General features: G+C 61.8%; 20 protein-coding genes and 1 pseudogene. 10 read left to right on the forward strand and 11 right to left on the reverse strand.

Features of this window, described 5'->3' with window-relative positions; all coding sequences use genetic code 11:
• Nucleotides 1–54: 54 nt before the first annotated feature.
• Complete coding sequence (rep, locus tag FIV38_RS21385) at nt 55–2,064, reverse strand: DNA helicase Rep (RefSeq protein ID WP_029289758.1); 2,010 nt, start codon at nt 2,062–2,064, stop codon at nt 55–57.
• Between the two features lie 267 nt (nt 2,065–2,331).
• Between rep and FIV38_RS21390 the strand changes: the two genes are divergently transcribed.
• Complete coding sequence (locus FIV38_RS21390) at nt 2,332–4,005, forward strand: putative bifunctional diguanylate cyclase/phosphodiesterase (protein ID WP_029289756.1); 1,674 nt, start codon at nt 2,332–2,334, stop codon at nt 4,003–4,005.
• A gap of 37 nt (nt 4,006–4,042) precedes the next feature.
• Here the strand turns inward: FIV38_RS21390 and FIV38_RS21395 are convergent, their stop codons facing one another.
• Entirely contained in the window at nt 4,043–5,437 is a 1,395-nt protein-coding gene (locus FIV38_RS21395; protein WP_092232106.1) for a NorM family multidrug efflux MATE transporter, read from the reverse strand.
• Nucleotides 5,438–5,588: 151 nt separating this feature from the next.
• Here FIV38_RS21395 and FIV38_RS21400 point away from each other — a divergent pair, with 151 nt between their 5' ends.
• Nucleotides 5,589–6,509: a LysR substrate-binding domain-containing protein gene (locus FIV38_RS21400; RefSeq protein WP_029289752.1), complete on the forward strand. Its 921-nt coding sequence runs from the start codon at nt 5,589–5,591 to the stop codon at nt 6,507–6,509.
• 188 nt (nt 6,510–6,697) lie between these two features.
• Entirely contained in the window at nt 6,698–8,674 is a 1,977-nt protein-coding gene (locus FIV38_RS21405; RefSeq protein WP_092232103.1) for a methyl-accepting chemotaxis protein, read from the forward strand.
• Between the two features lie 117 nt (nt 8,675–8,791).
• On the opposite strand, the gene FIV38_RS21410 is transcribed toward FIV38_RS21405, so the two are convergent.
• The gene (locus FIV38_RS21410; protein ID WP_029289748.1) at nt 8,792–9,715 is read right to left on the reverse strand and encodes an ABC transporter six-transmembrane domain-containing protein; all 924 of its coding nucleotides are present in this window, start codon (nt 9,713–9,715) and stop codon (nt 8,792–8,794) included.
• 113 nt (nt 9,716–9,828) lie between these two features.
• Between FIV38_RS21410 and FIV38_RS21415 the strand changes: the two genes are divergently transcribed.
• Nucleotides 9,829–10,413 carry a TetR/AcrR family transcriptional regulator gene (locus FIV38_RS21415; RefSeq protein ID WP_029289746.1) on the forward strand — a complete coding sequence of 195 codons (585 nt, stop codon included), beginning with the start codon at nt 9,829–9,831 and terminating at the stop codon, nt 10,411–10,413.
• On the opposite strand, the gene FIV38_RS21420 is transcribed toward FIV38_RS21415, so the two are convergent.
• Nucleotides 10,410–11,906 (reverse strand): YifB family Mg chelatase-like AAA ATPase, encoded by a 1,497-nt coding sequence (locus FIV38_RS21420; protein ID WP_092232100.1) that lies wholly within the window; start codon nt 11,904–11,906, stop codon nt 10,410–10,412. The two genes, FIV38_RS21415 and FIV38_RS21420, sit on opposite strands and share 4 nt — an antisense overlap.
• 216 nt (nt 11,907–12,122) lie before the next feature.
• Nucleotides 12,123–12,386, reverse strand: coding sequence for an accessory factor UbiK family protein (locus FIV38_RS21425; RefSeq protein WP_092232097.1), 264 nt, complete (start codon nt 12,384–12,386; stop codon nt 12,123–12,125).
• 420 nt (nt 12,387–12,806) lie between these two features.
• Here FIV38_RS21425 and glnK point away from each other — a divergent pair, with 420 nt between their 5' ends.
• The 4 genes and pseudogenes from glnK (at nt 12,807) to sutA (ending at nt 15,359) form a co-directional block, all read left to right on the forward strand.
• Nucleotides 12,807–13,145, forward strand: coding sequence for a P-II family nitrogen regulator (glnK, locus tag FIV38_RS21430; RefSeq protein WP_002555808.1), 339 nt, complete (start codon nt 12,807–12,809; stop codon nt 13,143–13,145).
• A gap of 34 nt (nt 13,146–13,179) precedes the next feature.
• A complete protein-coding gene (locus tag FIV38_RS21435; RefSeq protein WP_029289659.1) occupies nt 13,180–14,517 on the forward strand; it encodes an ammonium transporter in 1,338 nt (445 codons plus the stop codon).
• 250 nt (nt 14,518–14,767) lie between these two features.
• A pseudogene (locus FIV38_RS21440) lies at nt 14,768–14,929 on the forward strand (YjbQ family protein); the annotation flags it as partial.
• 103 nt (nt 14,930–15,032) lie between these two features.
• Nucleotides 15,033–15,359, forward strand: a complete 327-nt coding sequence (sutA, locus tag FIV38_RS21445; protein WP_092232094.1) for a transcriptional regulator SutA — start codon at nt 15,033–15,035, stop codon at nt 15,357–15,359.
• A gap of 73 nt (nt 15,360–15,432) precedes the next feature.
• Here sutA and FIV38_RS21450 read toward each other — a convergent pair whose 3' ends face one another.
• Genes FIV38_RS21450 through lptM form a run of 6 tightly spaced genes read right to left on the reverse strand, consistent with a single transcriptional unit; the run spans nt 15,433 to nt 20,018 of the window.
• Entirely contained in the window at nt 15,433–16,128 is a 696-nt protein-coding gene (locus FIV38_RS21450) for an HAD family hydrolase (protein WP_092232090.1), read from the reverse strand.
• Nucleotides 16,125–17,024 carry a tyrosine recombinase XerC gene (gene xerC / locus FIV38_RS21455; RefSeq protein ID WP_070994041.1) on the reverse strand — a complete coding sequence of 300 codons (900 nt, stop codon included), beginning with the start codon at nt 17,022–17,024 and terminating at the stop codon, nt 16,125–16,127. The genes FIV38_RS21450 and xerC overlap by 4 nt, the downstream gene beginning before the upstream one ends.
• A 2-nt stretch (nt 17,025–17,026) precedes the next feature.
• Nucleotides 17,027–17,752 (reverse strand): DUF484 family protein, encoded by a 726-nt coding sequence (locus tag FIV38_RS21460; protein WP_029289648.1) that lies wholly within the window; start codon nt 17,750–17,752, stop codon nt 17,027–17,029.
• Between the two features lie 13 nt (nt 17,753–17,765).
• Entirely contained in the window at nt 17,766–18,596 is an 831-nt protein-coding gene (gene dapF / locus FIV38_RS21465) for a diaminopimelate epimerase (RefSeq protein WP_092232087.1), read from the reverse strand.
• Nucleotides 18,597–18,599: 3 nt separating this feature from the next.
• Complete coding sequence (lysA, locus tag FIV38_RS21470) at nt 18,600–19,847, reverse strand: diaminopimelate decarboxylase (protein WP_092232084.1); 1,248 nt, start codon at nt 19,845–19,847, stop codon at nt 18,600–18,602.
• A gap of 9 nt (nt 19,848–19,856) precedes the next feature.
• Nucleotides 19,857–20,018, reverse strand: a complete 162-nt coding sequence (gene lptM / locus FIV38_RS21475; RefSeq protein WP_032856894.1) for an LPS translocon maturation chaperone LptM — start codon at nt 20,016–20,018, stop codon at nt 19,857–19,859.
• A 239-nt stretch (nt 20,019–20,257) separates the two neighbouring features.
• On the opposite strand from lptM, the gene cyaY reads away from it, so the two are divergent.
• Together cyaY and FIV38_RS21485 are read left to right on the forward strand one after the other, a co-directional pair.
• A complete protein-coding gene (gene cyaY / locus FIV38_RS21480) occupies nt 20,258–20,590 on the forward strand; it encodes an iron donor protein CyaY (RefSeq protein WP_029289642.1) in 333 nt (110 codons plus the stop codon).
• Between the two features lie 2 nt (nt 20,591–20,592).
• On the forward strand, nt 20,593–20,811 hold the full coding sequence (locus FIV38_RS21485; RefSeq protein ID WP_092232081.1) for a DUF1289 domain-containing protein: 219 nt from the start codon (nt 20,593–20,595) through the stop codon (nt 20,809–20,811).
• Nucleotides 20,812–20,906: the final 95 nt, after the last annotated feature.

Genomic DNA, 20,906 nt, shown 5'->3' on the forward strand with positions numbered 1-20,906 from the left:
AGCTTCCTCTGGTGGCGCAAGGGGCGCCGAAAGTAGATTAAAAAGTAGTCGATTCTAGCGCTTTAGCATCGCGCGTATATCCGCCAGGGCAGTGTTGCCGCGTACCGCCTTGACTTCAGTCGGGGTGTCGTCGTTGCCTTCCCAGGCCAAATCGTCCGGTGGCAGCTCATCGAGGAAGCGGCTCGGGGCGCAGTCGATGATCTCGCCGTATTGCTTGCGTTTGGCCGCAAAGGTGAAGGCCAGGGTCTGACGCGCGCGGGTAATGCCCACGTAGGCCAGGCGCCGTTCTTCTTCAATGGTGTCGGCTTCGATACTGGAGCGGTGTGGGAGGATTTCCTCTTCCATGCCCATGATGAACACATAGGGGAATTCCAGGCCCTTGGATGCATGCAAGGTCATCATTTGCACCCCTTCGGCGCCATCTTCTTCTTCCTGCTGGCGCTCGAGCATGTCGCGCAGGACCAGCTTGCCGATGGCGTCCTCGACGGTCATTTCACCGTCTTCGTCTTTTTCCAGGGTGTTCTTCAGCGCTTCGATCAGGAACCAGACGTTGCCCATGCGGTAATCCGCGGCCTTGTCGCTGGAGCTGTTGGTGCGCAGCCAGTTTTCGTAGTCGATATCCATGACCATGCTGCGCAGGGCGCTGATCGGGTCTTCGCCGGCGCACTGCTCGCGCACCTTGTCCATAAAGCGCTTGAAGCGCGACAGGCGATCGGTGAAGCGCGTATCCAGGTGTTCGCCCAGGCCGATTTCGTCGGTGGCGGCGTACATCGAGATCTTGCGTTCGGTGGCGTAGTTGCCGAGTTTTTCCAGGGTGGTGGAGCCGATCTCCCGACGCGGCACATTGATCACGCGCAGGAAGGCGTTGTCGTCATCCGGGTTCACGATCAACCGGAAGTAGGCCATCAGATCCTTTACTTCCTGGCGTCCGAAAAAGCTGTTGCCGCCTGACAGGCGATACGGCACCTGGTGGTGCTGCAGCTTCAGCTCGATCAGTTTGGCCTGGTAGTTACCGCGATACAGGATCGCAAAATCACTGTAGGGCCGGTCGGTGCGCAGGTGCAGGCTGAGGATCTCGACGGCCACGCGCTCGGCTTCGGCATCTTCGTTGCGGCAGCGGATCACGCGGATTTCGTCGCCATGGCCCATCTCGCTCCACAGCTGCTTTTCAAACTCGTGGGGGTTGTTGGAGATCAGCACGTTGGCGCAACGCAGGATGCGGCTGGTGGAGCGATAGTTCTGCTCCAGCATCACCACTTTCAGCGACGGGTAGTCGACCTTGAGCAGCATCAGGTTTTCCGGGCGCGCGCCGCGCCAGGCGTAGATCGACTGGTCATCGTCGCCGACCACGGTGAACTGGTTGCGCGTACCGATCAGCAACTTCACCAGCAAATACTGGCTGGCGTTGGTGTCCTGGTATTCATCCACCAGCAGGTAGCGCACCTTGTTCTGCCATTTTTCGAGGATGTCGGCGTGTTCCTGGAACAGCTTGACCGGCTGCAGGATCAAGTCGTCGAAGTCCACCGCATTGAACGCCTTGAGCGTGCGCTGGTAGTGGGTGTAGACGATGGCGGCGGTCTGTTCCTTGGGGTTGCGTGCGTTTTCCAGGGCTTCGGGGGGCAGGATCAGGTCGTTTTTCCAGGCGCCGATCATGTTCTTGATCTCATCGACGCCGTCGTCGCCCGCGTATTCCTTCTGCATGATGTCGGTCATCAGGGCCTTGACGTCGGTCTCGTCAAAGATCGAGAAGCCCGGCTTGTAGCCCAGCCGCGCATGCTCCTTGCGGATGATGTTCAGCCCCAGGTTGTGGAAGGTACACACGGTGAGGCCACGGCCTTCGCCGCCCTTGAGCAGGGTGCCGACGCGCTCTTTCATCTCGCGCGCGGCCTTGTTGGTAAAGGTCATGGCGACGATGTACTGGGCACGGATGCCGCAGTTCTGGATCAAGTGCGCGATCTTGCGGGTGATCACGCTGGTCTTGCCGGAGCCAGCACCGGCGAGCACCAATAGAGGGCCGCCGACGTAGTTCACGGCTTCTTGCTGCCGGGGATTGAGTCGGGACATACGGAATTTTGGGAGTCATTGTTCAAAAGGGCGGGCATTTTAACAGGCTGGCAAGATTCTGCTGCCTCTGAACGACAGTGTGACGTACCACTCGATCTAAATTTGCCGCTTTTGTTACTTTGCCGCAGGATGTGCGGGGTTTTTGGGTCTATCGTTCGATCTAGAGCCGCACTGCGCGTATTTGATAACCAATATCATTGGTGATTATCAGGCTGCACGTCATAATGCCCGCCGCCAACGAAATCTTGCACAGTCTAGGGAGCTAGCTTGTCTACGCCTGTCGAACCCTTGCGTTTGCTGCTATTGGCCGATACGCCTACGTGGGCAGCGTTGTTGCGCGAGTGCCTGGCGCCGATGGGCGACGGGGCAGTGCTGATCAGTGCGCCAAATTGGGAGTCGGTGAGCAGCCTGTTCGACGACGACCGCACCGCCGTCTTGCTCACCACCCCCAGCCTGCAACCCGGCCCAGGCCGTTGCAGCCTGCCGACCGTCTTGCTGCTGGAGCAGGAGCCGCTGGTTGCGCCGTTGGGCGCCAGCGACTGGCTGATCCTCGGTGCGTTTGATGTCGATACGGTACGCCGTTGCCTGCGCCATGTGCGCGAGCGCGGCTTGCTGGAAAACACCCTGCAACGCCTGGCCGAACAGGATCCGCTGACCGGCATCGCCAACCGCCAGGGGTTCCAGACCCTGCTGGCCGCGCGCCTGGCAGAAAACGACGGGCGTGGCCTGGCCCTCGGCCATCTGGACCTGGACAACTTCCGCCATGCCAACGATGCCCTCGGCCACCAGGCGGGCGACCGGCTGATCCTGCAAGTGGTCTCGCGGCTCAAGAGCCAGCTCGAAGCCGGCGACCAATTGGCGCGCCTGGGCAGTGACGAATTCGCCTTGTTGATCGACACCCGCCGCGCGCCGCAACGCGCCGAGTGGATGGCCGAACGCATCACCGAGGCCATGGCCGAACCTTACTGGGTCGATGGCGAGAGCCTGCTGATCGGCTGCAGCCTCGGTGTGGCCCATGCCCGCGCCAAGGCCGGCGCCGACCCGTTGATGTGGCACGCGCATATCGCCATGCAACAGGCCAAGAGCACCCAGGGCTGCACCTTTCATATCTTCAATGAACGAATCAACCGCAACGCCCGCAGCCTTGCCGACCTGGAAAGCGAACTGCGCCGGGCGCTGCGCCGTGATGAGCTGGAGCTGCATTACCAGCCGCGTCTGGACCTGGACGATGGGCATATCGTCGGCCTCGAAGCCCTGGTGCGCTGGCGCCATGGCGAGCGCGGCCTGTTGCCGCCAAGCGAGTTCGTGCCGTTGGCCGAGCAGAGCGGCCTGATTGTGCCGTTGGGCTACTGGGTGATTTCCCGCGCCTTGCGCGACATGCAGGACCTGCGCGAACGCGGCCTGCCGCCGCTGCACATGGCGGTCAACCTGTCGTTCCGCCAATTCCAGGACAGCCAATTGCTGTCGACCTTGAGCCGGCTGATTGCCGAGCGTGGGGTGGAGGCGCAGTGGCTGGAATTCGAACTGACGGAAACCGCCGTGATGCGCCGCAGCGACCTGGTCAAGCAGACCATGGATGCCTTGGGCCGCCTGGGCGTACGCTTTTCCCTGGATGACTTTGGTACCGGGTTTTCATCCTTCGTACACCTCAACAGCCTGCCGATTGCCCTGCTCAAGATCGACAAGAGCTTTGTCGGCGGCATGGAAGAGCGCGAGGAAAACCGCAAGCTGGTGCACGCCATGATCAACCTGGCCCATAACCTCAACCTGGAAGTGGTGGCCGAAGGTGTGGAGACGCCTGAGCAACTGGCGTTGTTGCGTCTGTTTGGCTGCGACCAGGCCCAGGGCTACCTGATCAGCAAGCCATTGCCGTTGCCGGAGTTGGTGGAATACCTGACATTTGGCAGCAGCCAACAGGCGTTGTTGGGTGAAGTGATCTGACTTTGTAAACCCAATCAAAAATGTGGGAGTACATGCTTCAGTTCGGCTGTGGGGTCATGTCGATTTGCGGTTCCTGGGCAATCATCCGCTTCATCTTTCTTTCAAACGCCCACGTCAGGGTAATCGCCGCACAGGCCAGGCCCAGCGCCAGTCCCCACCACACCCCGGTCGGGCCCCAATCCAGGGTAAACGCCATCAACCAGGCCGCTGGCGCGCCAATCAACCAGTAGCAGCCCAGGCCGACGAGGAAGGTGGTCTTGGCATCCTTGAGCCCGCGTATACAACCCATGGCAATGGTTTGCACGCCGTCGAACAACTCGAACCACGCCGCCACCGCCAACAGGCTGACCGCCAGGCTGATCACCTGGGCGAAGGCCGGGTCGTCATGGTCGAGGAACAGGCCGATCAGCGGGTCTGAAAACAACCAGAACACCATGGCAAACCCCAGCATCACCGTTGCGCCGAAGGCGATCCCGACCCGCCCGGCCAGCCTCGCGCCCAGCAAGTGCCCGCCGCCGTAATGCAAACCGATGCGCATGGTGACCGCATAAGACATGCCCGCCGGCACCATGAACGCCACCGAGACGATTTGCAGGGCAATCTGATGCGCTGCCAACTGCGTACTGCCCATGGTGCCCATGCACAGCGCCGCGAAGGCGAACAAGCCGACTTCCACTGCATAGGTGCCGCCAATCGGCAGGCCCAGGCGCCACAGCTCGCGCAGGTAGTGCAGGTTGGGCCGCAACAGGCCCTTGCCCAATGGGTAGGCCGCGTAGGCGCGGTTGTATTTGATGTACCACAACAGCGCCAGGGCCATGCAGTTGGCGACAATCGCGGTGACCAGGCCAATGCCCATCAGGCCCAGCTTGGGCAGGCCGAACATGCCTTCGATCAACGCATGGTTGAGCAGGTAGTTGATCACCGTGCCGCACAGGCTGATCACCATCACCGGCGTGGCTTTGCCGATGGCGCTGGTGAAGCCGCGCAGGGCCATGAACGTCAGGTAGCCGGGCAGGGCGAACGGCAGGATCATCAGGAACTGGCCGGCCGACTGCACGTTGGTTTCGGTCTGGCCGAACATCAGCAGTACGGGCTTGAGGTTCCACAGCAGCAGGCCCGCCACCAGGGCCATCAGCCAGGCCAGCCAGAGTCCCGCCTGGGTCAGGCGGGTCGCGCCTTCGATATCACCGGCGCCCTGGCGGATAGCGACCAGGGTGCCCACGGCGGCTATCACGCCGATGCAAAAGATCGACACAAACGAGTAGCTCGCCGCCCCCAGCCCGCCGCCGGCCAGGGCTTCGGGGCTCAGGCGGGCCATCATCAAGGTGTCGGTGAGCACCATCAGCATGTGCGCCAACTGTGAGGCAATCAACGGCCCTGACAGCCGCAGAATGGCCCAGAGTTCGGTACGCGCCGGATGCTGCATGATCATCACGCTCAATAATTCGGGAAGGGGTGGAAGGGTTGATTCTCGGCGCTCTCAGCGCTTTGCACAAAGGGATAAATGCGATCATTCGCATGATTAAAACTCATGCCAGGACGATTCTGGTAGGGTTTGCGGATCAAGCTGTCGGAGTTTTCTCATGTCTCGTCGCCTTCCTCCGCTGTATGCCCTGCGCGCGTTTGAAGCGGCGTCCCGGCACAATTCGTTCACCCGGGCCGCCGAGGAGCTGTCGATCACCCAAAGCGCGGTCAGCCGGCATATCCGCACCCTGGAGGAGCACTTCGCCTGCCGTCTGTTTCAGCGCAGCGGGCGCACCTTGCAGCTCACCGAGTCGGCGCGCCTGCTGTTGCCCGGCGTGCGCGAGGGTTTTGCCGCCCTGGAACGCGCTTGCCATACCTTGAATGCCGAGGACGACATCTTGCGCATGAAGGCCCCGTCGACCCTGACCATGCGTTGGTTGCTGGCGCGTTTGAGTCGGTTCCGGCATCTGCAGCCGGGCAATGAGGTGCAGTTGACCAGCGCGTGGATGAGCATCGATGAGGTGGACTTCAACCAGGAGCCGTTCGACTGCGCGGTCCTGCTGAGCGATGGGCACTTTCCTGCGGACTGGGAAGCCAGTTACCTGTTTCCTGAATTGCTGATCCCGGTGGGCGCTCCGAACTTGCTCAACGATGGCCCCTGGGATGTGGAACGCCTGGCCGGCGCTGAGCTGCTGCACCCCACGCCGGACCGGCGTGATTGGCGCCGCTGGTTGCAACGCACGGGGCTGGCCTCTCGCGTCGCCATCAAGGGCGGGCAGGTGTTCGATACGCTGGAGCTGGGCATGATTGCTGCCGCCCGGGGCTACGGCGTGTCCATGGGCGACTTGCTGATGGTCGCCGAGGATGTGGCCCAGGGCCGTTTGAGCCTGCCTTGGCCTACTGCGGTGGCCAGCGGCGAGAGCTACTACCTGGTCTGGCCCAAGACCCGCCCCGGCGGTGAGCGCCTGCGCAGGCTGTCGGACTTTCTGCAAAGTGAAGTGCGGGCCATGGCACTGCCGGCAGTGGAACAGCTCGACTGAATCGATGCAGCGCCCGCCAACAAGGCGTTGGAGTGATACCCCTGTGATTTGCTCAAGTATTGACCCCGGCCGCCGAAGTAGGTGTGTCGCAGCTGCCATTAGTTGCGGCTCAGCGTGCCCCCAATTCAAGAAATTCGCCGATTAGCGCTATGAGATCAGGAAGATCCGGGCCTCGGCCAGGAGCAGTCATGTCTCAACCCCGCGCCCGCATAGCTTCGCAGCTGGGCATCGCCTTGGCGGTCATATTGGCTGTCGTGATCAGCGGCAGCACCGTGTTTGCCCTGCGCTCCCTTGATTCGGCCAACCTGCAGACCCGTGAAGAACACCTGGCCAGCGAAGCGCGTTTGCTCGCCGACCAACTCAATACCTTCCACAGCACCTTGCGCGAGAGCACCCAGCGTTTGAGCGGGTTGTTTGAAAAGCGCTTTGGCGCGGGGCTGAGTGTGCATGCCGAGCAGACGATGAATGTGGCCGGGGTAGCGACCCCGAGTCTTTACCTGGGCGATGCGGTGCTCAACAACAACTTCGACGAGGTCGATGAGTTCAAGCAGATGTCCGGCGGCGTGGCCACGGTGTTTGTGCGCAGCGGCGAAGACTTCATCCGCATCAGTACCTCCCTGACCAAGCAGGACGGCAACCGCGCCATCGGCACCGTGCTGGATCGCCAGGGGCCGGCGTACCAGCGCCTGCTCGCCGGGCAGAGCTACATTGGTCGCGCAGTGCTGTTCGAACGTTCCTACATGACCCAATACAGCCCGGTGAGTGACGCCAGCGGCAAGGTGATTGCGGTGTTGTTTATCGGCTTTGACTACACCGATGCGCAGAACGCCCAGTTCGCCAACCTCAAACGTTTCCGCATTGGCCAGACCGGCTCGCTGGCGCTACTGGATGAGCAAAAACACTGGCTGGTGCCGCCTGCCGGCGTGCAGGCGTTGGAGCAGGCGGTTCCGGTGATCCTGGCGTTGGCGCAAAAGCCCGGCCAGGGGCGTTTCTGGAGTGACCAGGGCGAAGACTTCTACAGCGTTGCGGTGCCGTTTGACGGTGGCCCGTGGTCGGTAGTGGCGAGCATGCCCAAGGCAGAGATCCGTGCCGTGACGTGGGCGGTGGGTATTCGCCTGGTGATCGGCAGCGTGCTGGCGATGCTGCTGGCCGTGGGCGCGGCGGTCTGGTTGCTGCGCAGTAAATTGCAGCCCCTGGGCGACCTGGTGCGCCAGGCCGAAGCCCTGGGCGCCGGTGATTTGAGTGCGCGGCTGAATGTGTCCAGCCATGACGAAATCGGTCAATTGGCGCGCAGTTTCAACCAGATGGGCGAAGCGCTGTCGACCATGGTCTCGCATATCCGTGAGGCGGCCGAGGAGGTCAACAGCCGCGCTCAGGCGCTGTCGGGCTTGTCAGGTGGGGCCTATGAAGGCATGGAGCAGCAGTCCGGCGAGATCACCAGCATGGCCGGTGCGGTGGAAGAGTTCAGTGCCACCTCGTTGAACATTGCCGACAACATGGGCAATACCGAACGCCTGGCCCAGGAAAATGCCCAGCAGACCCGCATTGGCCGCAACTCGATGCAAGAGGCGTCGGCGTCCCTGGAGCATATCGCCACGGCACTCAACAGCACGGCCACGGTGATCAACACCCTGGGCCAGCGCTCCCAGGAAATCGGTGGCATCGTCGGCGTGATCACCTCGATTGCCGACCAGACCAACCTGTTGGCCCTCAACGCGGCCATCGAGGCGGCACGGGCCGGGGAGCAGGGGCGTGGGTTTGCCGTGGTTGCCGATGAGGTGCGCAACCTGGCCTCACGCACCCGCCAGGCCACCGACGAGATCTCCGGGATGATCCAGAGCATCCAGCAGGAAACCGGCAATGCCATCAGCACCATGGAGCAGGGCAATGTGCTGATGCAGGAAGGCTTGTCGCGCAATGCCGACGTTGCCTCGGCCCTGGCGCGCATTGACGAACAAAGCCGCTCGGCGGGGCAGCAATTCGCCGCGATCACCACCGCCACCCAGGAGCAAAGCAGCACGGCGACCTTGCTCAGCAGCAACCTGCAGAGCATTGCGCTGGCCAACAGTGAACAACGTGAAGTGGTCTCGAACCTGGCGATTACCGCCAGGGAGTTGGAGACGCTGGCGGCGGGGCTGCGGCATGAGGTTGATCGGTTTCGTTGATTGACTGTCAGGGCCTCATCGCGGGCAAGCCCGGCTCCCACAGTTGACCGTGTTCAATTGAAGAAACCGGTTCAGTGTGGGAGCCGGGCTTGCCCGCGATGACGGCTGACTCGGCTCTCAAGCCTCGGTTCGATCGCCGAGCCCTGGGTCCACGCGCTTGCCGATGTCCTTGAGTCGCGCCAGTTGATCGACCATCCCTGGCGCTTCGTCGAGGCTGCTGACGAAGGTCCACAAGTACGTCATCACCGCATACACGTGGCCGGCCTTGACTGCAGGCGACAGGGCCAGCTGGCTGATGGCGACCACAAACAACAGCGCCGCCAGCGTGCCGATAAACAGGAACGCCGCGGCCTCGCGGTCCGACAGCCAGATACGCAGGCGTGACAGCAGTTGGTAATGGCGGCGCAGGGTCTGGGCGCTGACCTTTTCCACCAGGCCAATTTCTTTCTCCAGGCGGTTATTCAAGCGTTTGTGCAATTGCTCGTTACGGCGGGCAAAGCGCGGCAGCAGGGTGATGCACAGCACCAGCGCGGCAAAGCAGGCCAGGCCGACCCAGGGTTCAATCACCAGGAGCATCACGGCTGCGCCAACGATGGATACCAGGGCCGTAGCAATCACCGGCACGTGTTTTTCGAAAAAATCGACAAAATCCCGTGCCAGCACTACCCGCGCAGCAGCCTTTGACGTGCTGTGGTTTTGCAGGCGCTGGTTGAGAATCACCGGCACGGCAAGGTCGGCGTAGATCCGGGTGAAGGTGCGGGTATCCAGGGCCCGGCGTGCGGCACCGACTACCCAGAAAGCCATGACCACGGCTGCATAAATCAACGCGCTGCCGGCATCGCCGCGCAGGATCGAGTCCACGGCGAAACCCGCAAACAGCGGGTAGGCCAACAGCAAGGCGTTCTCCAGCGCGACCAACGACAGCGTGCCAAACAGCTTCCAGGGGTAAGCCCTGGCGATTGCCTTGAGGGTTTGGCTGGCGGATTGCTGGCCGATTTTCTTGCTTTCTTCGATCAGGATATGCGGCGTTACGGATGGCATGGGTGCACCAAAGGAGTGATAGGCGCTACTATTGAGCGACTGCTCAAGTATCCTTGAGCGATCGCTCAAAAAGCAAGCGCCGCTTATCTGCCGGTGCCCGTAAGGAATTGCCCATGTCGCGTATCGACCGTAAAGACCAGATCATCACCGCTGCCCTGGAGCTGTTTCGCAGCAAGGGTTTTGCCGATGTCTCCACCCGCGATCTGGCGGAGCATGCCGGTTTGTCCCGCAGCCACGTGTATCACTACTTCAGCGACTGGAAAGAACTGCGCCGCGAAGCCTTCGTGCGGTTCGCCACCGACCAGTTGGACGAAGTGCGTGCCCCCCTGGCGCTGGCGCCGCCTCTCGAGGCGTTGCTGGGGTTCCTGCGTGACTGCCTGCCAAGCAGCGCCGATGCCGACTGGGCACTGTGGCTGGACGCCTGGGACGAGGCGCTGTATGACCCGCAAATGGCCCAGGCCTATCTGTCGATCAACGCCCAGTGGCAAGCCATGCTGGCGGAGGTGATCGAGCGGGGTGTGGCCGCGCAGGTGTTCCGTTGCGACTCATCCACACGCGCCGCGCGCCAGATCTTTGCCTTGGCGATGGGGTATGCCGATGACCTGATGCTTAACCCCTCCACCGAGTCCGCCGAATCGGCACTGGGTGAGGTGCTGGAAGTGGCGGGGTGGTTGCTGGACTTACCCCGGGATCTCTAGCCCAAGGTTGCTGGCCGGTATTGCAGCGCCTCCGCCAAGTGATGCCGCATGATGCTTTCCACCTGCTCCAGATCCGCCAGGGTGCGTGCGACCTTGAGCAGCCGGTGGGCCGCGCGCAACGACAGGGTCAAGCGCTCGCAGGCCGTCTCCAGCCAGCCTTCGTCGACTTTCGATAACTCGCAGTGGCGGCGCAACCCCGTCAGGTCGAGGAAAGCATTTGCACAGCCTTGGCGTTGCTGCTGGCGATCCCTGGCGTCGGCGACGAGGGCAGAAGCGCTGGCCGTGTCATTGCCGGTTTGTTTGGCAGGGTTCAGCGCGGTGCTTTCCCGGGCGACGGTCAGGTGCAGGTCGATGCGGTCCAGCAGCGGCCCGGACAGTTTGTTGCGGTAGCGCTGGACCTGCTCCGGCGTGCAACGACAGCGCCCGCTGGGCTCGCCCATATAGCCGCAAGGGCAGGGGTTCATCGCCGCTACCAGTTGAAACCGCGCCGGGAAACTCACACGGTCGCGGGCGCGGGAAATCACGATATGCCCGGACTCCAGCGGCTCGCGCAGCACCTCAAGCACTTTGCGATCAAACTCTGGCAACTCATCGAGAAACAGCACCCCATGATGGGCCAGGGTGATTTCCCCTGGCTGGGGTTTCGAGCCGCCACCCACGAGTGCCGGCCCGGACGCGGAATGATGCGGCTGACGGAATGGCCGGTGCGGCCAGTGGCTCAACGGAGCGAGGCTGACCACCGACTGGATCGCCGCCACTTCCAGGGCTTCCTGTTCACTCAGCGGCGGCAGCAAGCCGGGGAGGCGGCTGGCGAGAAGGGTCTTGCCGGTGCCCGGCGGGCCGCTGAACAACAGGTTGTGGGCGCCTGCTGCGGCAATCAACAGCGCTCGCTTGGCCGCCAGTTGGCCTTGCACTTCACTCAGGTCGGGGTAGGGCTTGTTCAGGTACAGCAAACCGTCGGACTTGAACGGCTCAATCGGCACCTGCCCATTAAGGTGCGCCACTACCTGCAGCAGATGATCCACCGCAATCACCGTCAGCCCGGACGCCAGGCAGGCTTCCTCGGCATTGGCCCGAGGCACGATCACCATGCGCCCGGCCTTGCGTGCCGCCAGGGCGGCCGGCAACACGCCTTTCACCGCCCGCACCTCGCCGGACAGGGCCAGTTCGCCCAGACACTCCACATCATCCAGCATCAACGCTGGCACCTGCACACTAGCCGCGAGAATCCCCAGGGCAATCGCCAAGTCAAACCGCCCACCGTCCTTGGGCAGGTCGGCGGGGGCCAGGTTGAGGGTAATGCGGCGTGCGGGGTATTGCAGCGCGCTATTGAGAATGGCGCTGCGCACGCGGTCCTTGCTTTCCTTGACTGCAGCCTCGGGCAAGCCCACCAGGGTCAACGATGGCAAACCATTGGCCATATGCACTTCGACCGTGACGGCAGGGGCTTCGACGCCGACCTGGGCGCGGCTGTGGACGATGGCGAGGGACATGCTCGTTCCTTGAAAGAGAGGCCGCTTCCTGCGGGTTTTTCAAGGGTAGACGAGGTGGGGAAGAGCGAGGCGGGGGAGGTTTTACAGAACGTATCCGGAGTCGTTCGCAGCGCTTTTTATGTGGGAGCTGGCTTGCCTGCGATGCAGACGCCTCGGTGTATCAGAAAGACTGAGGCGATGCTATCGCAGGCAAGCCAGCTCCCACACGGACCGCGTTTATTCAGCAGCGCGTGGCGTCAACTTGGCTTCCAACTCCGCGACCTTCGCCTCAAGGCTCTCCAGACGCGCGCGGGTGCGGGCCAGGACCACAATCTGGCTGTCGAATTCCTCGCGGCTCACCAGGTCCAGTTTGCTGAACCCGCTTTGCAGCAGCGCCTTGAACTGGCTTTCGATTTCGTTGCGAGGCAGCGGGGTTTCGCCGCTGAACAGGCGAGAGGCATGGCCGCTCAGGGCGTCGAGGAGGTCTTTGGGCGCGAGCATGGGAAACATTCCGGAAAACAGTTGGCCGGCAGTGTATCACGCAGCGCCTACAGTCTTTTCAAGGTGATCTACGCACGCTTTTCGCGCATCGGCCCGAATGGGCGTGCACCGTTTTTGTGCGTATCCAGGCCGCGGCGCAGGCCCATGGGCGTATGTAAGCGGGCAACGGATTGATTTCAGTGATTTTTACGGAGCTGGCAAGGTTTCTGCTTAGACGATCATGACCCATGCACTGATGCAGTCGCTGTGACGAATGCAGTGCGCTGACGGACCAGGGTACTTGTTTCGTCACCAACGGTTAGCTGGCGTCGCAAAGGCAATTGCCAAGGCGACGATGCGTTACAAAGCCAGGCACTGCGCTTAGACTTGAGACGGGTTTGTTTTCCTGGGGCAAGTCCACCAATTCGGGAGAGAGTTTTCATGAAGCTAGTCACTGCCATCATCAAGCCGTTCAAGTTGGACGATGTACGCGAGTCACTGTCCGAGATCGGCGTGCAGGGCATTACCGTCACTGAGGTCAAAGGCTTCGGTCGGCAGAAGGGTCATACCGAGCTGTATCGCGGCGCGGAATATGTAGTCGATTTCCTGCCGAAGGTGAAGATTGATGTCGCCATTGACGACAAGGATCTTGATCGGGTTATCGAGGCGATAACCAAGGCGGCCAACACCGGCAAGATCGGTGACGGCAAGATCTTCGTGGTCAATCTGGAACAGGCTATTCGCATCCGTACCGGCGAAACCGATACCGACGCAATCTAAGCCGCCAAACCCCAACGCCCCAGGAGAAAACAATATGACTCTGCGTAAATTCGCAGGGCTAGGAGCCCTGTTGTCCATCGTAATGCCCAGCCTGGCCATGGCGGCAGACGAAGTGGCGGCTCCAGTCCTCAACTCCGGCGACACCGCCTGGATGCTGACAGCCACCGCATTGGTGCTGTTCATGACCATCCCCGGCCTCGCGCTGTTCTACGGCGGCATGGTCCGCTCCAAAAACATTCTTTCCGTGATGATGCAGTGCTTCGCCATTACCGGTCTGATCAGCATCCTGTGGGTCGTCTACGGCTACAGCATTGCGTTCGACACCACCGGCATGGAGCAGGGCGTCGTCAACTTCAACTCCTTCTTCGGCGGGATGGGCAAGGCGTTCCTGGCGGGTGTCACACCGTCCAGCATTACTGGCCCTGCGGCGCTGTTCCCGGAAGCGGTGTTCATCACCTTCCAGATGACCTTTGCGATCATCACCCCGGCGCTGATCGTCGGTGCATTCGCCGAGCGCATGAAGTTCTCCGCCATGCTGCTGTTCATGGCCATCTGGTTCACCCTGGTCTATGCGCCAATCGCGCACATGGTCTGGAGCGGCAACGGCGGCCTGATGTGGGACTGGGGCGTGCTGGACTTCGCTGGCGGCACCGTGGTGCACATCAACGCCGGTGTGGCTGGCCTGGTGGCGTGCATCGTGCTCGGCAAGCGTAAAGGCTACCCGACTACGCCGATGGCCCCGCATAACCTGGGCTACACCCTGATCGGTGCGGCAATGCTGTGGATCGGCTGGTTCGGCTTCAACGCCGGCTCCGCTGCAGCGGCCAACGGCACGGCCGGCATGGCGATGCTGGTGACCCAGATCGCCACCGCTGCTGCGGCACTGGGCTGGATGTTCGCTGAGTGGATCACCCACGGCAAACCAAGCGCCCTGGGCATCGCCTCCGGTGTGGTTGCCGGCCTGGTGGCCGTTACGCCGGCCGCCGGTACCGTGGGCCCGATGGGCGCCCTGGTGATCGGCCTGGCTTCGGGTGTGATCTGCTTCTTCTGCGCCACCAGCCTCAAACGCAAGCTGGGCTACGATGACTCCCTGGATGCCTTCGGTGTACACGGCGTGGGCGGGATTGTCGGGGCAATTCTCACCGGCGTATTCGCGGCGCCGATCCTGGGTGGCTTCGGCACAGTGACCGATATTGCTGCACAGGTCTGGATCCAGGCCAAGGGCGTCGGCTTTACCGTGATCTACACCGGTATCGTGACTTTTGTGATTCTCAAGGTGCTGGACTTGACCATCGGCCTGCGTGTGACTGAAGAGGAAGAGGCCGTTGGCCTGGACCTGGCGGAACACAACGAACGCGGCTACAACTTGTAAGAACCTATGAAAAAACTTGCCCGGCTTGCCGGGCATTTTTTTGTCTGGTATTTGCCTGGGGTGAAGGCTTGTGAGATTTTTTGTGGCGAGTTTGTGATCGGATCCACAAGGCAGTTTTCACTGTGCGAATGTCTTACAGGCATGTAGGCGTATTCGGCACTTTGTTTTTTCCCAGAGCGCGCTAGAATGCGCGCCGATGGGCGCAGAACTGTATACGGCGGCAGACCCTGATTACCCTGTGGGCCAAGCCCCGGGTCCTTTCAAGGGCAACCTATCAGGTCGCCAACTGAGTTTGCCGGTCAAGGCCGGCCACTTGGCAATGGGCACATGGCAACGCGTTTATCTGGGCGAGCAGCGTGATCATGGCGGTGCTCGTAAAGTCCTCGGTACCTTGCAGGGTGACGGGGCATAAGCCACTGGTTATCCGGTGGACGTTGATTTTTTTCCGGCAGCCTTCGACAGATGGTGAAGCTGGGCTATAACTAATCTGCTTTTCGCAAGTCATGAGGTAGAACATGAGCGACGATGATCTGGAAAACGACGAACTGGAAGTAGGTGACGAAGACGACACCGAAGAAGGTCTTGAAGCGGCATCGGAAGACGTTGCTGACGACGACGGTGGCGATGACGCACCTGTTCCGGCCGCCAAAGGCAAGGCCAAGGCTGCCGTTTCGGTAGACGAACTGCCGAGCGTCGAGGCCAAGAACAAAGAGCGCGATGCGCTGGCCCGTGCGATGGAAGAGTTCCTCGCCAAAGGTGGCAAAGTTCAGGAAGTCGAGGCTAACGTGGTGGCAGATCCACCGAAGAAGCCGGATAACAAGTACGGCAGCCGTCCTATCTGAGGTCGGTGACTTGCTTGCTGAAAAAGCCCGCCGTCGCTGCGGGCTTTTTCATGGGCGACTCTATTTCCTACAGTTATTTCCAGCTGTGGAGCAGTGAGGGCAGCTCGGTCAGGCTACGAATCTGCGCATCCGGCAACTTATCGCCTGTCCAGGCCTTGCCAGTCGGGTTGAACCACACCGCTCGCAACCCCGCCTGCTGCGCGCCGGCAATGTCATCACCTGGATGGTCGCCGATGTGCACTGCCGCACTGGCCTCCACCCCGCCTCGCTGCAACGCTTCCTCAAACAATCGCGCATCTGGCTTGGGGATGCCGATATCCTCGGCCCTCAGGGCAAAGTGGAAGTAATCTGCCAGGCCCACGCGTTGTACGTCGGCATTGCCATTGGTGATCACCCCCAGCAGGAAGTGCTGGCGCAGGGCTTGAAGCATCGGCTCGGCTTCCGGGAACACCGTGAGTTGGTGCCGCGCGTGAATGAAAGCTTCAAAACACACATCGGCCATCTCCGTGGCTTGCGGTTGTGCATAACCGGCCTCTTCAAAGGCATGCATCAGCACCCGGTGGCGCAGGATGCTGATCCGGTGCTTGAGCTCGGGATGACGCTGCAGCACCTGCTGGCGCAGGCTGGCGAAATGCTCCAGGGGCAGGTCGCCGACCTTGGGCGCATGGGTTGCCAGCCATTGGCGCATCGATGCTTCGGCGCTGATGATGACGGGGACGTTATCCCACAGGGTATCGTCCAGGTCGAAGGTGATTAGCTTGATGCTCATGAGTCGCCGCCTTTAATGCGTTTGGCCCTTGGGTGGGCGCTGTCGTACACCGTCGCCAGATGCTGGAAGTCCAGGTGGGTGTAGATCTGGGTGGTCTTGATATCCGAGTGGCCGAGCAGTTCCTGTACGGCGCGCAAGTCTTGTGACGATTCCAGCAGGTGGCTGGCAAAGGAGTGCCGCAGCATGTGCGGATGCAGGTTCTGCCCCAGTTCCCGCTCGCCGGCGGCCTTGACCCGTAACTGAATGGCCCGTGGCCCGAGGCGTCGGCCTTGCTGGCTGACAAACACCGCATCGTCCGGCGGATTGCTCAAGGCCCGCAGGGGCAGCCATATCAGCAGGGCGTCGCGGGCTTTTTTGCCGATGGGCAGCACGCGGGTCTTGCTGCCTTTGCCGTGCACTTGTACCAGGCCGTCGGCCAGGTCCAACTGATCGAGATTGAGGCTGGTCAGCTCCGACAGGCGCAGGCCCGAAGAGTAGAACAGCTCCAGGATCGCCTGGTCGCGGTGCGCCAGGAAGTCATCCTCGACCGCGCCATCGAGCAATTGCAGGGTGCGATCGGCATCCAGGGTCTTGGGCAGGCGACGTTCACCCTTGGGCGGCGCCAGGCCGTTGGCCGGGTCGTGGTCGCACAGGCCTTCGCGGTTGAGGTAGTGATAGAGGCCGCGCACCGCCGACAGCAGGCGCGCCAGGCTGCGGGAGGATTGGCCTTGCTGGTGCAGGCGGGCAATCAGGCTGCGCAGGCCCTGGATATCGAGGGCCTTCCAGCTACCGATCTGTTGTTTCTCGCAGAAGGCCAGGACCTTGTTCAAGTCCCGCCGATAAGCCTCCAGCGTATGGGGCGACACCTGGCGCTCGCTGCGCAGGTGAGCGCAGTAGGCGTCCAGTTGTCGTTCCATGGCTAGCGCACCGCGCGCAGGGCGGTGGTAAAGCGCGGCAGGCTACGGCTCAGCACTTCGGCAATGTAGGTCAAGAACAGGGTGCCGACGGTGCTTTTGTAGTGCTGCGGATCACGGCTGGCGATGGCGAGGACGCCGTGCAAGCCCTGATGGCTGAGAGCGACCACGGCAGTCGAGCCGATCTGCACGCGCTGGTCTTCGCCAAACAGGAAGTCCAGCTCATGCTCGCGCAGAGTGCCGCTGATGGTCTTGCCTTCTGACAGCAGGCCACCAATGGCGGTTTGCGCCTCGCTGCCCTTGACCCAGCGCCCGACCGGCATCGGGTTGTCACTGAACAGGATCAGGCTGACAAACGGCACCTGGAAGTCCTGGCGCAGGCTGTCTTCGACGGCAATGGTCAGGTCTTCCAGGCTGCCAGCATCCAGCAGCGCCAGGATCAGGCGGCGGGTCTTGTCGAACAGGCGGTCGTTGTCACGGGCCACGTCCATCAACTGCGAAAGCCGATGGCGCATTTCGATGTTGCGCTCGCGCAGGATTTTCATCTGCCGTTCTACCAACGACACGGTATCGCCGCGCTGGTGAGGGATACGCAGGGCCGGGAGCAGCTCGTCGTGTTCGACGAAGAAGTCCGGGTTAGCCTCCAGGTAAGCGGCGACGGCCGCTGCCTCCAGGCTTTCGCAAGGGGATCCTTCGGGCTGCTTGGCGGGTGCCTGGGGCTTATCGGTCATTGGCGAGTCGCTCTCATAGACGGACCTGTCCTTCGTATACACGGGATGCCGGGCCGGTCATCTTCACCGGTTGGCCTGGGCCTGCCCATTCGATGGACAGGCGTCCGCCGGGCAGGTCGATCAACAGTGGCGAATCCATCCAGCCCTGGCTGATCGCGGCCACGGCGGCGGCGCAAGCACCGGTACCGCAAGCCTGGGTTTCCCCGGCGCCGCGTTCCCAGACGCGCAATTGCGCACGGGAGCGGTCGATGACCTGCAGGAAGCCGACGTTGACCCGTGCCGGAAAGCGCGGGTGATGTTCGATCTTCGGCCCCAGCTCATGCACCGGCGCATTGTTGATGTCGTTGACCCGCAGCACCGCATGGGGGTTGCCCATGGACACGGCGGCCACTTCGACCACAGTACCGTCGACCTCCAGCGGATAACTCAACGCCTGGGCATCGGCCTGGAACGGAATATCGGCCGGCACCAGGCGCGGGGCGCCCATGTCGACGCTGATCTGGCCGTCGCTGCGGATATCCAGCTCGATAATGCCGCTTTTGGTCTCGACGCGAATCTGCCGCTTGGCGGTCAGGCGCTTGTCCAGCACAAACCTGGCGAAGCAGCGCGCGCCGTTGCCGCATTGCTCCACTTCGGAACCGTCGGAGTTGAAGATCCGGTAACGGAAGTCCACTTCCGGGTTGCTCGGCGCCTCGACGATCAACAATTGATCGAAGCCGATGCCGGTATGCCGGTCGCCCCACAGCTTGGCGTGCTTGGGCAGGATGTGCGCGTGCTGGCTGACCAGGTCAAGGACCATGAAGTCATTGCCCAGGCCGTGCATCTTGGTAAAACGCAGCAGCATGGCTTACTCCGGCAGCAGGCTTTCGCCAGCAAACAACTCGGCTACCGTCTCGCGGCGACGCACTTCAAACGCTTGATCACCGTCCACCAACACTTCGGCAGTACGCCCGCGGGTGTTGTAGTTGGAACTCATGACAAACCCATAGGCACCGGCCGAGTGCACGGCCAGCAGATCGCCTTCTGCCAGGGCCAGTTCACGGTCCTTGGCCAGGAAGTCGCCGGTTTCGCAGATCGGGCCGACGATGTCATAGGCGCGCGCTTCGCTGTTACGCGGCGTCACGGCGGTGACGTTCATCCAGGCCTGGTACAGCGCCGGGCGGATCAAGTCGTTCATCGCCGCATCGACGATGGCGAAATCCTTGTATTCGGTGTGCTTGAGGTACTCGACCTGGGTCAGCAGTACGCCCGCATTGGCGATGATGTAGCGGCCCGGCTCGAACATCAGCGTCAGGTCGCGGCCTTCGGTGCGCTCGCGTACGGCCTGGATGTAGTCGGCAATCAGCGGCGGCTCTTCATCGCGATAACGCACGCCCACGCCACCACCGAGGTCGATGTGGTGCAGGTAGATGCCGCACTCGCCGAGGCGATCGATCAACGCCAGCAGACGGTCGAGGGCATCGAGGAACGGTGGCAGGCTGGTCAGTTGCGAGCCGATATGGCAGTCCACACCCAGCACTTCCAGGTTCGGCAACTGGGCGGCACGGATGTACACGTCTTCGGCGTCGGCAATGGCGATGCCGAACTTGTTCTCTTTGAGACCGGTGGAAATGTACGGGTGGGTGCCGGCATCCACATCCGGGTTGACGCGCAGGGAGATCGGCGCACGCACGCCCATCTCGGCGGCTACGACTTGCAGGCGCTCCAGCTCGTCGGTGGACTCGATGTTGAAGCAATGCACGCCCACTTCCAGGGCGCGGCGCATGTCTTCACGGCTCTTGCCGACACCGGAGAACACGATTTTGTCAGCCTGGCCACCAGCCGCCAGGACACGCTCCAGTTCGCCACGGGACACGATGTCGAAACCAGCGCCCAGACGCGCCAGGACATTGAGTACACCCAGGTTGGAGTTGGCCTTTACCGCGTAGCACACCAGGTGCGGTACGCCATCGAGGGCGTCGGTGAAGGAGCGGTATTGCGCTTCGATGTGGGCACGGGAGTAGACATAGGTCGGGGTGCCGAAGCGTTCGGCAATCGCGGACAGCGCCACGCCTTCCGCGAACAGCTCGCCGTCCCGGTAGTTAAAAGCGTCCATGATGTTCCCTTAGTTGGTGTCGTGCTTGTGCGCTTTGGATTGCGACGTTTGCGCCTGTTCATTGGGGTCTTTGCTGTCATCAGGCAGGTACAACGGGCCTTTTTGACCACAGGCACTGACGAGGCAAGCGACCGCGACGAGCGCAGCAAGGGAAGAGATCAGGCGCTTCATGGCTAAATCCTTGAATATGCATTAATTGCGCCCGAGTATACCGACCACCCGCCAGCTTGCCTATGCGCCGGGACACCCGTCCGGCGGGGCTTTGCCGTGTATGTCGTGAAGTGACCTACATCACTCTGAGATATTTCACGCGGCGTACGGGAATGAAATCGGTATCCTTTGCAATCATGATGGCGCCTCCGTATCGTGCGGCGCTTGAGCGTGAGTAGACACTTTTTGAGGTTCCCACCATGAGTTTGACCGAAGCCCGTTTTCACGACCTGGTCGATGCGACCCAGCAAGCGCTGGAGGATATTTTCGACGAGAGTGGCCTGGACGTGGATCTGGAAAATTCTGCAGGCGTGTTGACCGTCAAGTTCGAGAACGGCAGCCAATTGATCTTCAGCCGCCAAGAGCCGCTGCGTCAGCTGTGGTTGGCGGCGCGCTCCGGAGGTTTTCACTTCGACTATGACGAAGAAGAAAACCGCTGGTCGAACGACACCAGCGACGAGCTGTTGAGTGAAATGCTTGCACGTATCACCCTGGAACAAGCCGGCGTCGAGCTGGATTTCGACGAGATCTGATCGTGACCCAGCCTGCTCCCGCCCGCCCGCCCAAGCCGCTGTTCAGCAATGTCAGCCCGGCTGTGCCGTCACCTTGTATCAGTTTGTGTCGGCTGGATGAGCAAAAAGTCTGCCTTGGCTGCTTCCGGCACGTGGAAGACATCCGGGAATGGCGCTCCGCCGACGATCAGCGGCGCCGCGTGATCGTCGCCCAGGCCGAGCAACGCAAGGCTGGCGCCTGACCTTCAGGCCGGCCCATCTTGTTTATTTGTTGTGCTGTGGTAGTGTCCGGGTACACCTCAACTCATCGAGGTCCGTGAGAACCCCGCCGTTTAGT

It is taken from the genome of Pseudomonas proteolytica (assembly GCF_007858275.1).
Classification (GTDB): Bacteria; Pseudomonadota; Gammaproteobacteria; order Pseudomonadales; family Pseudomonadaceae; genus Aquipseudomonas; species Aquipseudomonas proteolytica.

Excerpts from the sequence above, each read along its gene's own strand:
- FIV38_RS21410 (WP_029289748.1), bottom strand. The coding sequence starts at position 9,715 with ATGCCATCCGTAACGCCGCATATCCTGATCGAAGAAAGCAAGAAAATC.
- FIV38_RS21405 (WP_092232103.1), top strand. The coding sequence starts at position 6,698 with ATGTCTCAACCCCGCGCCCGCATAGCTTCGCAGCTGGGCATCGCCTTG.
- sutA (WP_092232094.1), top strand. The coding sequence starts at position 15,033 with ATGAGCGACGATGATCTGGAAAACGACGAACTGGAAGTAGGTGACGAA.
- FIV38_RS21420 (WP_092232100.1), bottom strand. The coding sequence starts at position 11,906 with ATGTCCCTCGCCATCGTCCACAGCCGCGCCCAGGTCGGCGTCGAAGCC.
- lysA (WP_092232084.1), bottom strand. The coding sequence starts at position 19,847 with ATGGACGCTTTTAACTACCGGGACGGCGAGCTGTTCGCGGAAGGCGTG.
- FIV38_RS21415 (WP_029289746.1), top strand. The coding sequence starts at position 9,829 with ATGTCGCGTATCGACCGTAAAGACCAGATCATCACCGCTGCCCTGGAG.
- FIV38_RS21460 (WP_029289648.1), bottom strand. The coding sequence starts at position 17,752 with ATGACCGATAAGCCCCAGGCACCCGCCAAGCAGCCCGAAGGATCCCCT.
- lptM (WP_032856894.1), bottom strand. The coding sequence starts at position 20,018 with ATGAAGCGCCTGATCTCTTCCCTTGCTGCGCTCGTCGCGGTCGCTTGC.
- FIV38_RS21435 (WP_029289659.1), top strand. The coding sequence starts at position 13,180 with ATGACTCTGCGTAAATTCGCAGGGCTAGGAGCCCTGTTGTCCATCGTA.
- FIV38_RS21425 (WP_092232097.1), bottom strand. The coding sequence starts at position 12,386 with ATGCTCGCGCCCAAAGACCTCCTCGACGCCCTGAGCGGCCATGCCTCT.
- FIV38_RS21400 (WP_029289752.1), top strand. The coding sequence starts at position 5,589 with ATGTCTCGTCGCCTTCCTCCGCTGTATGCCCTGCGCGCGTTTGAAGCG.
- rep (WP_029289758.1), bottom strand. The coding sequence starts at position 2,064 with ATGTCCCGACTCAATCCCCGGCAGCAAGAAGCCGTGAACTACGTCGGC.
- xerC (WP_070994041.1), bottom strand. The coding sequence starts at position 17,024 with ATGGAACGACAACTGGACGCCTACTGCGCTCACCTGCGCAGCGAGCGC.
- FIV38_RS21450 (WP_092232090.1), bottom strand. The coding sequence starts at position 16,128 with ATGAGCATCAAGCTAATCACCTTCGACCTGGACGATACCCTGTGGGAT.
- dapF (WP_092232087.1), bottom strand. The coding sequence starts at position 18,596 with ATGCTGCTGCGTTTTACCAAGATGCACGGCCTGGGCAATGACTTCATG.
- glnK (WP_002555808.1), top strand. The coding sequence starts at position 12,807 with ATGAAGCTAGTCACTGCCATCATCAAGCCGTTCAAGTTGGACGATGTA.
- FIV38_RS21395 (WP_092232106.1), bottom strand. The coding sequence starts at position 5,437 with ATGATCATGCAGCATCCGGCGCGTACCGAACTCTGGGCCATTCTGCGG.
- cyaY (WP_029289642.1), top strand. The coding sequence starts at position 20,258 with ATGAGTTTGACCGAAGCCCGTTTTCACGACCTGGTCGATGCGACCCAG.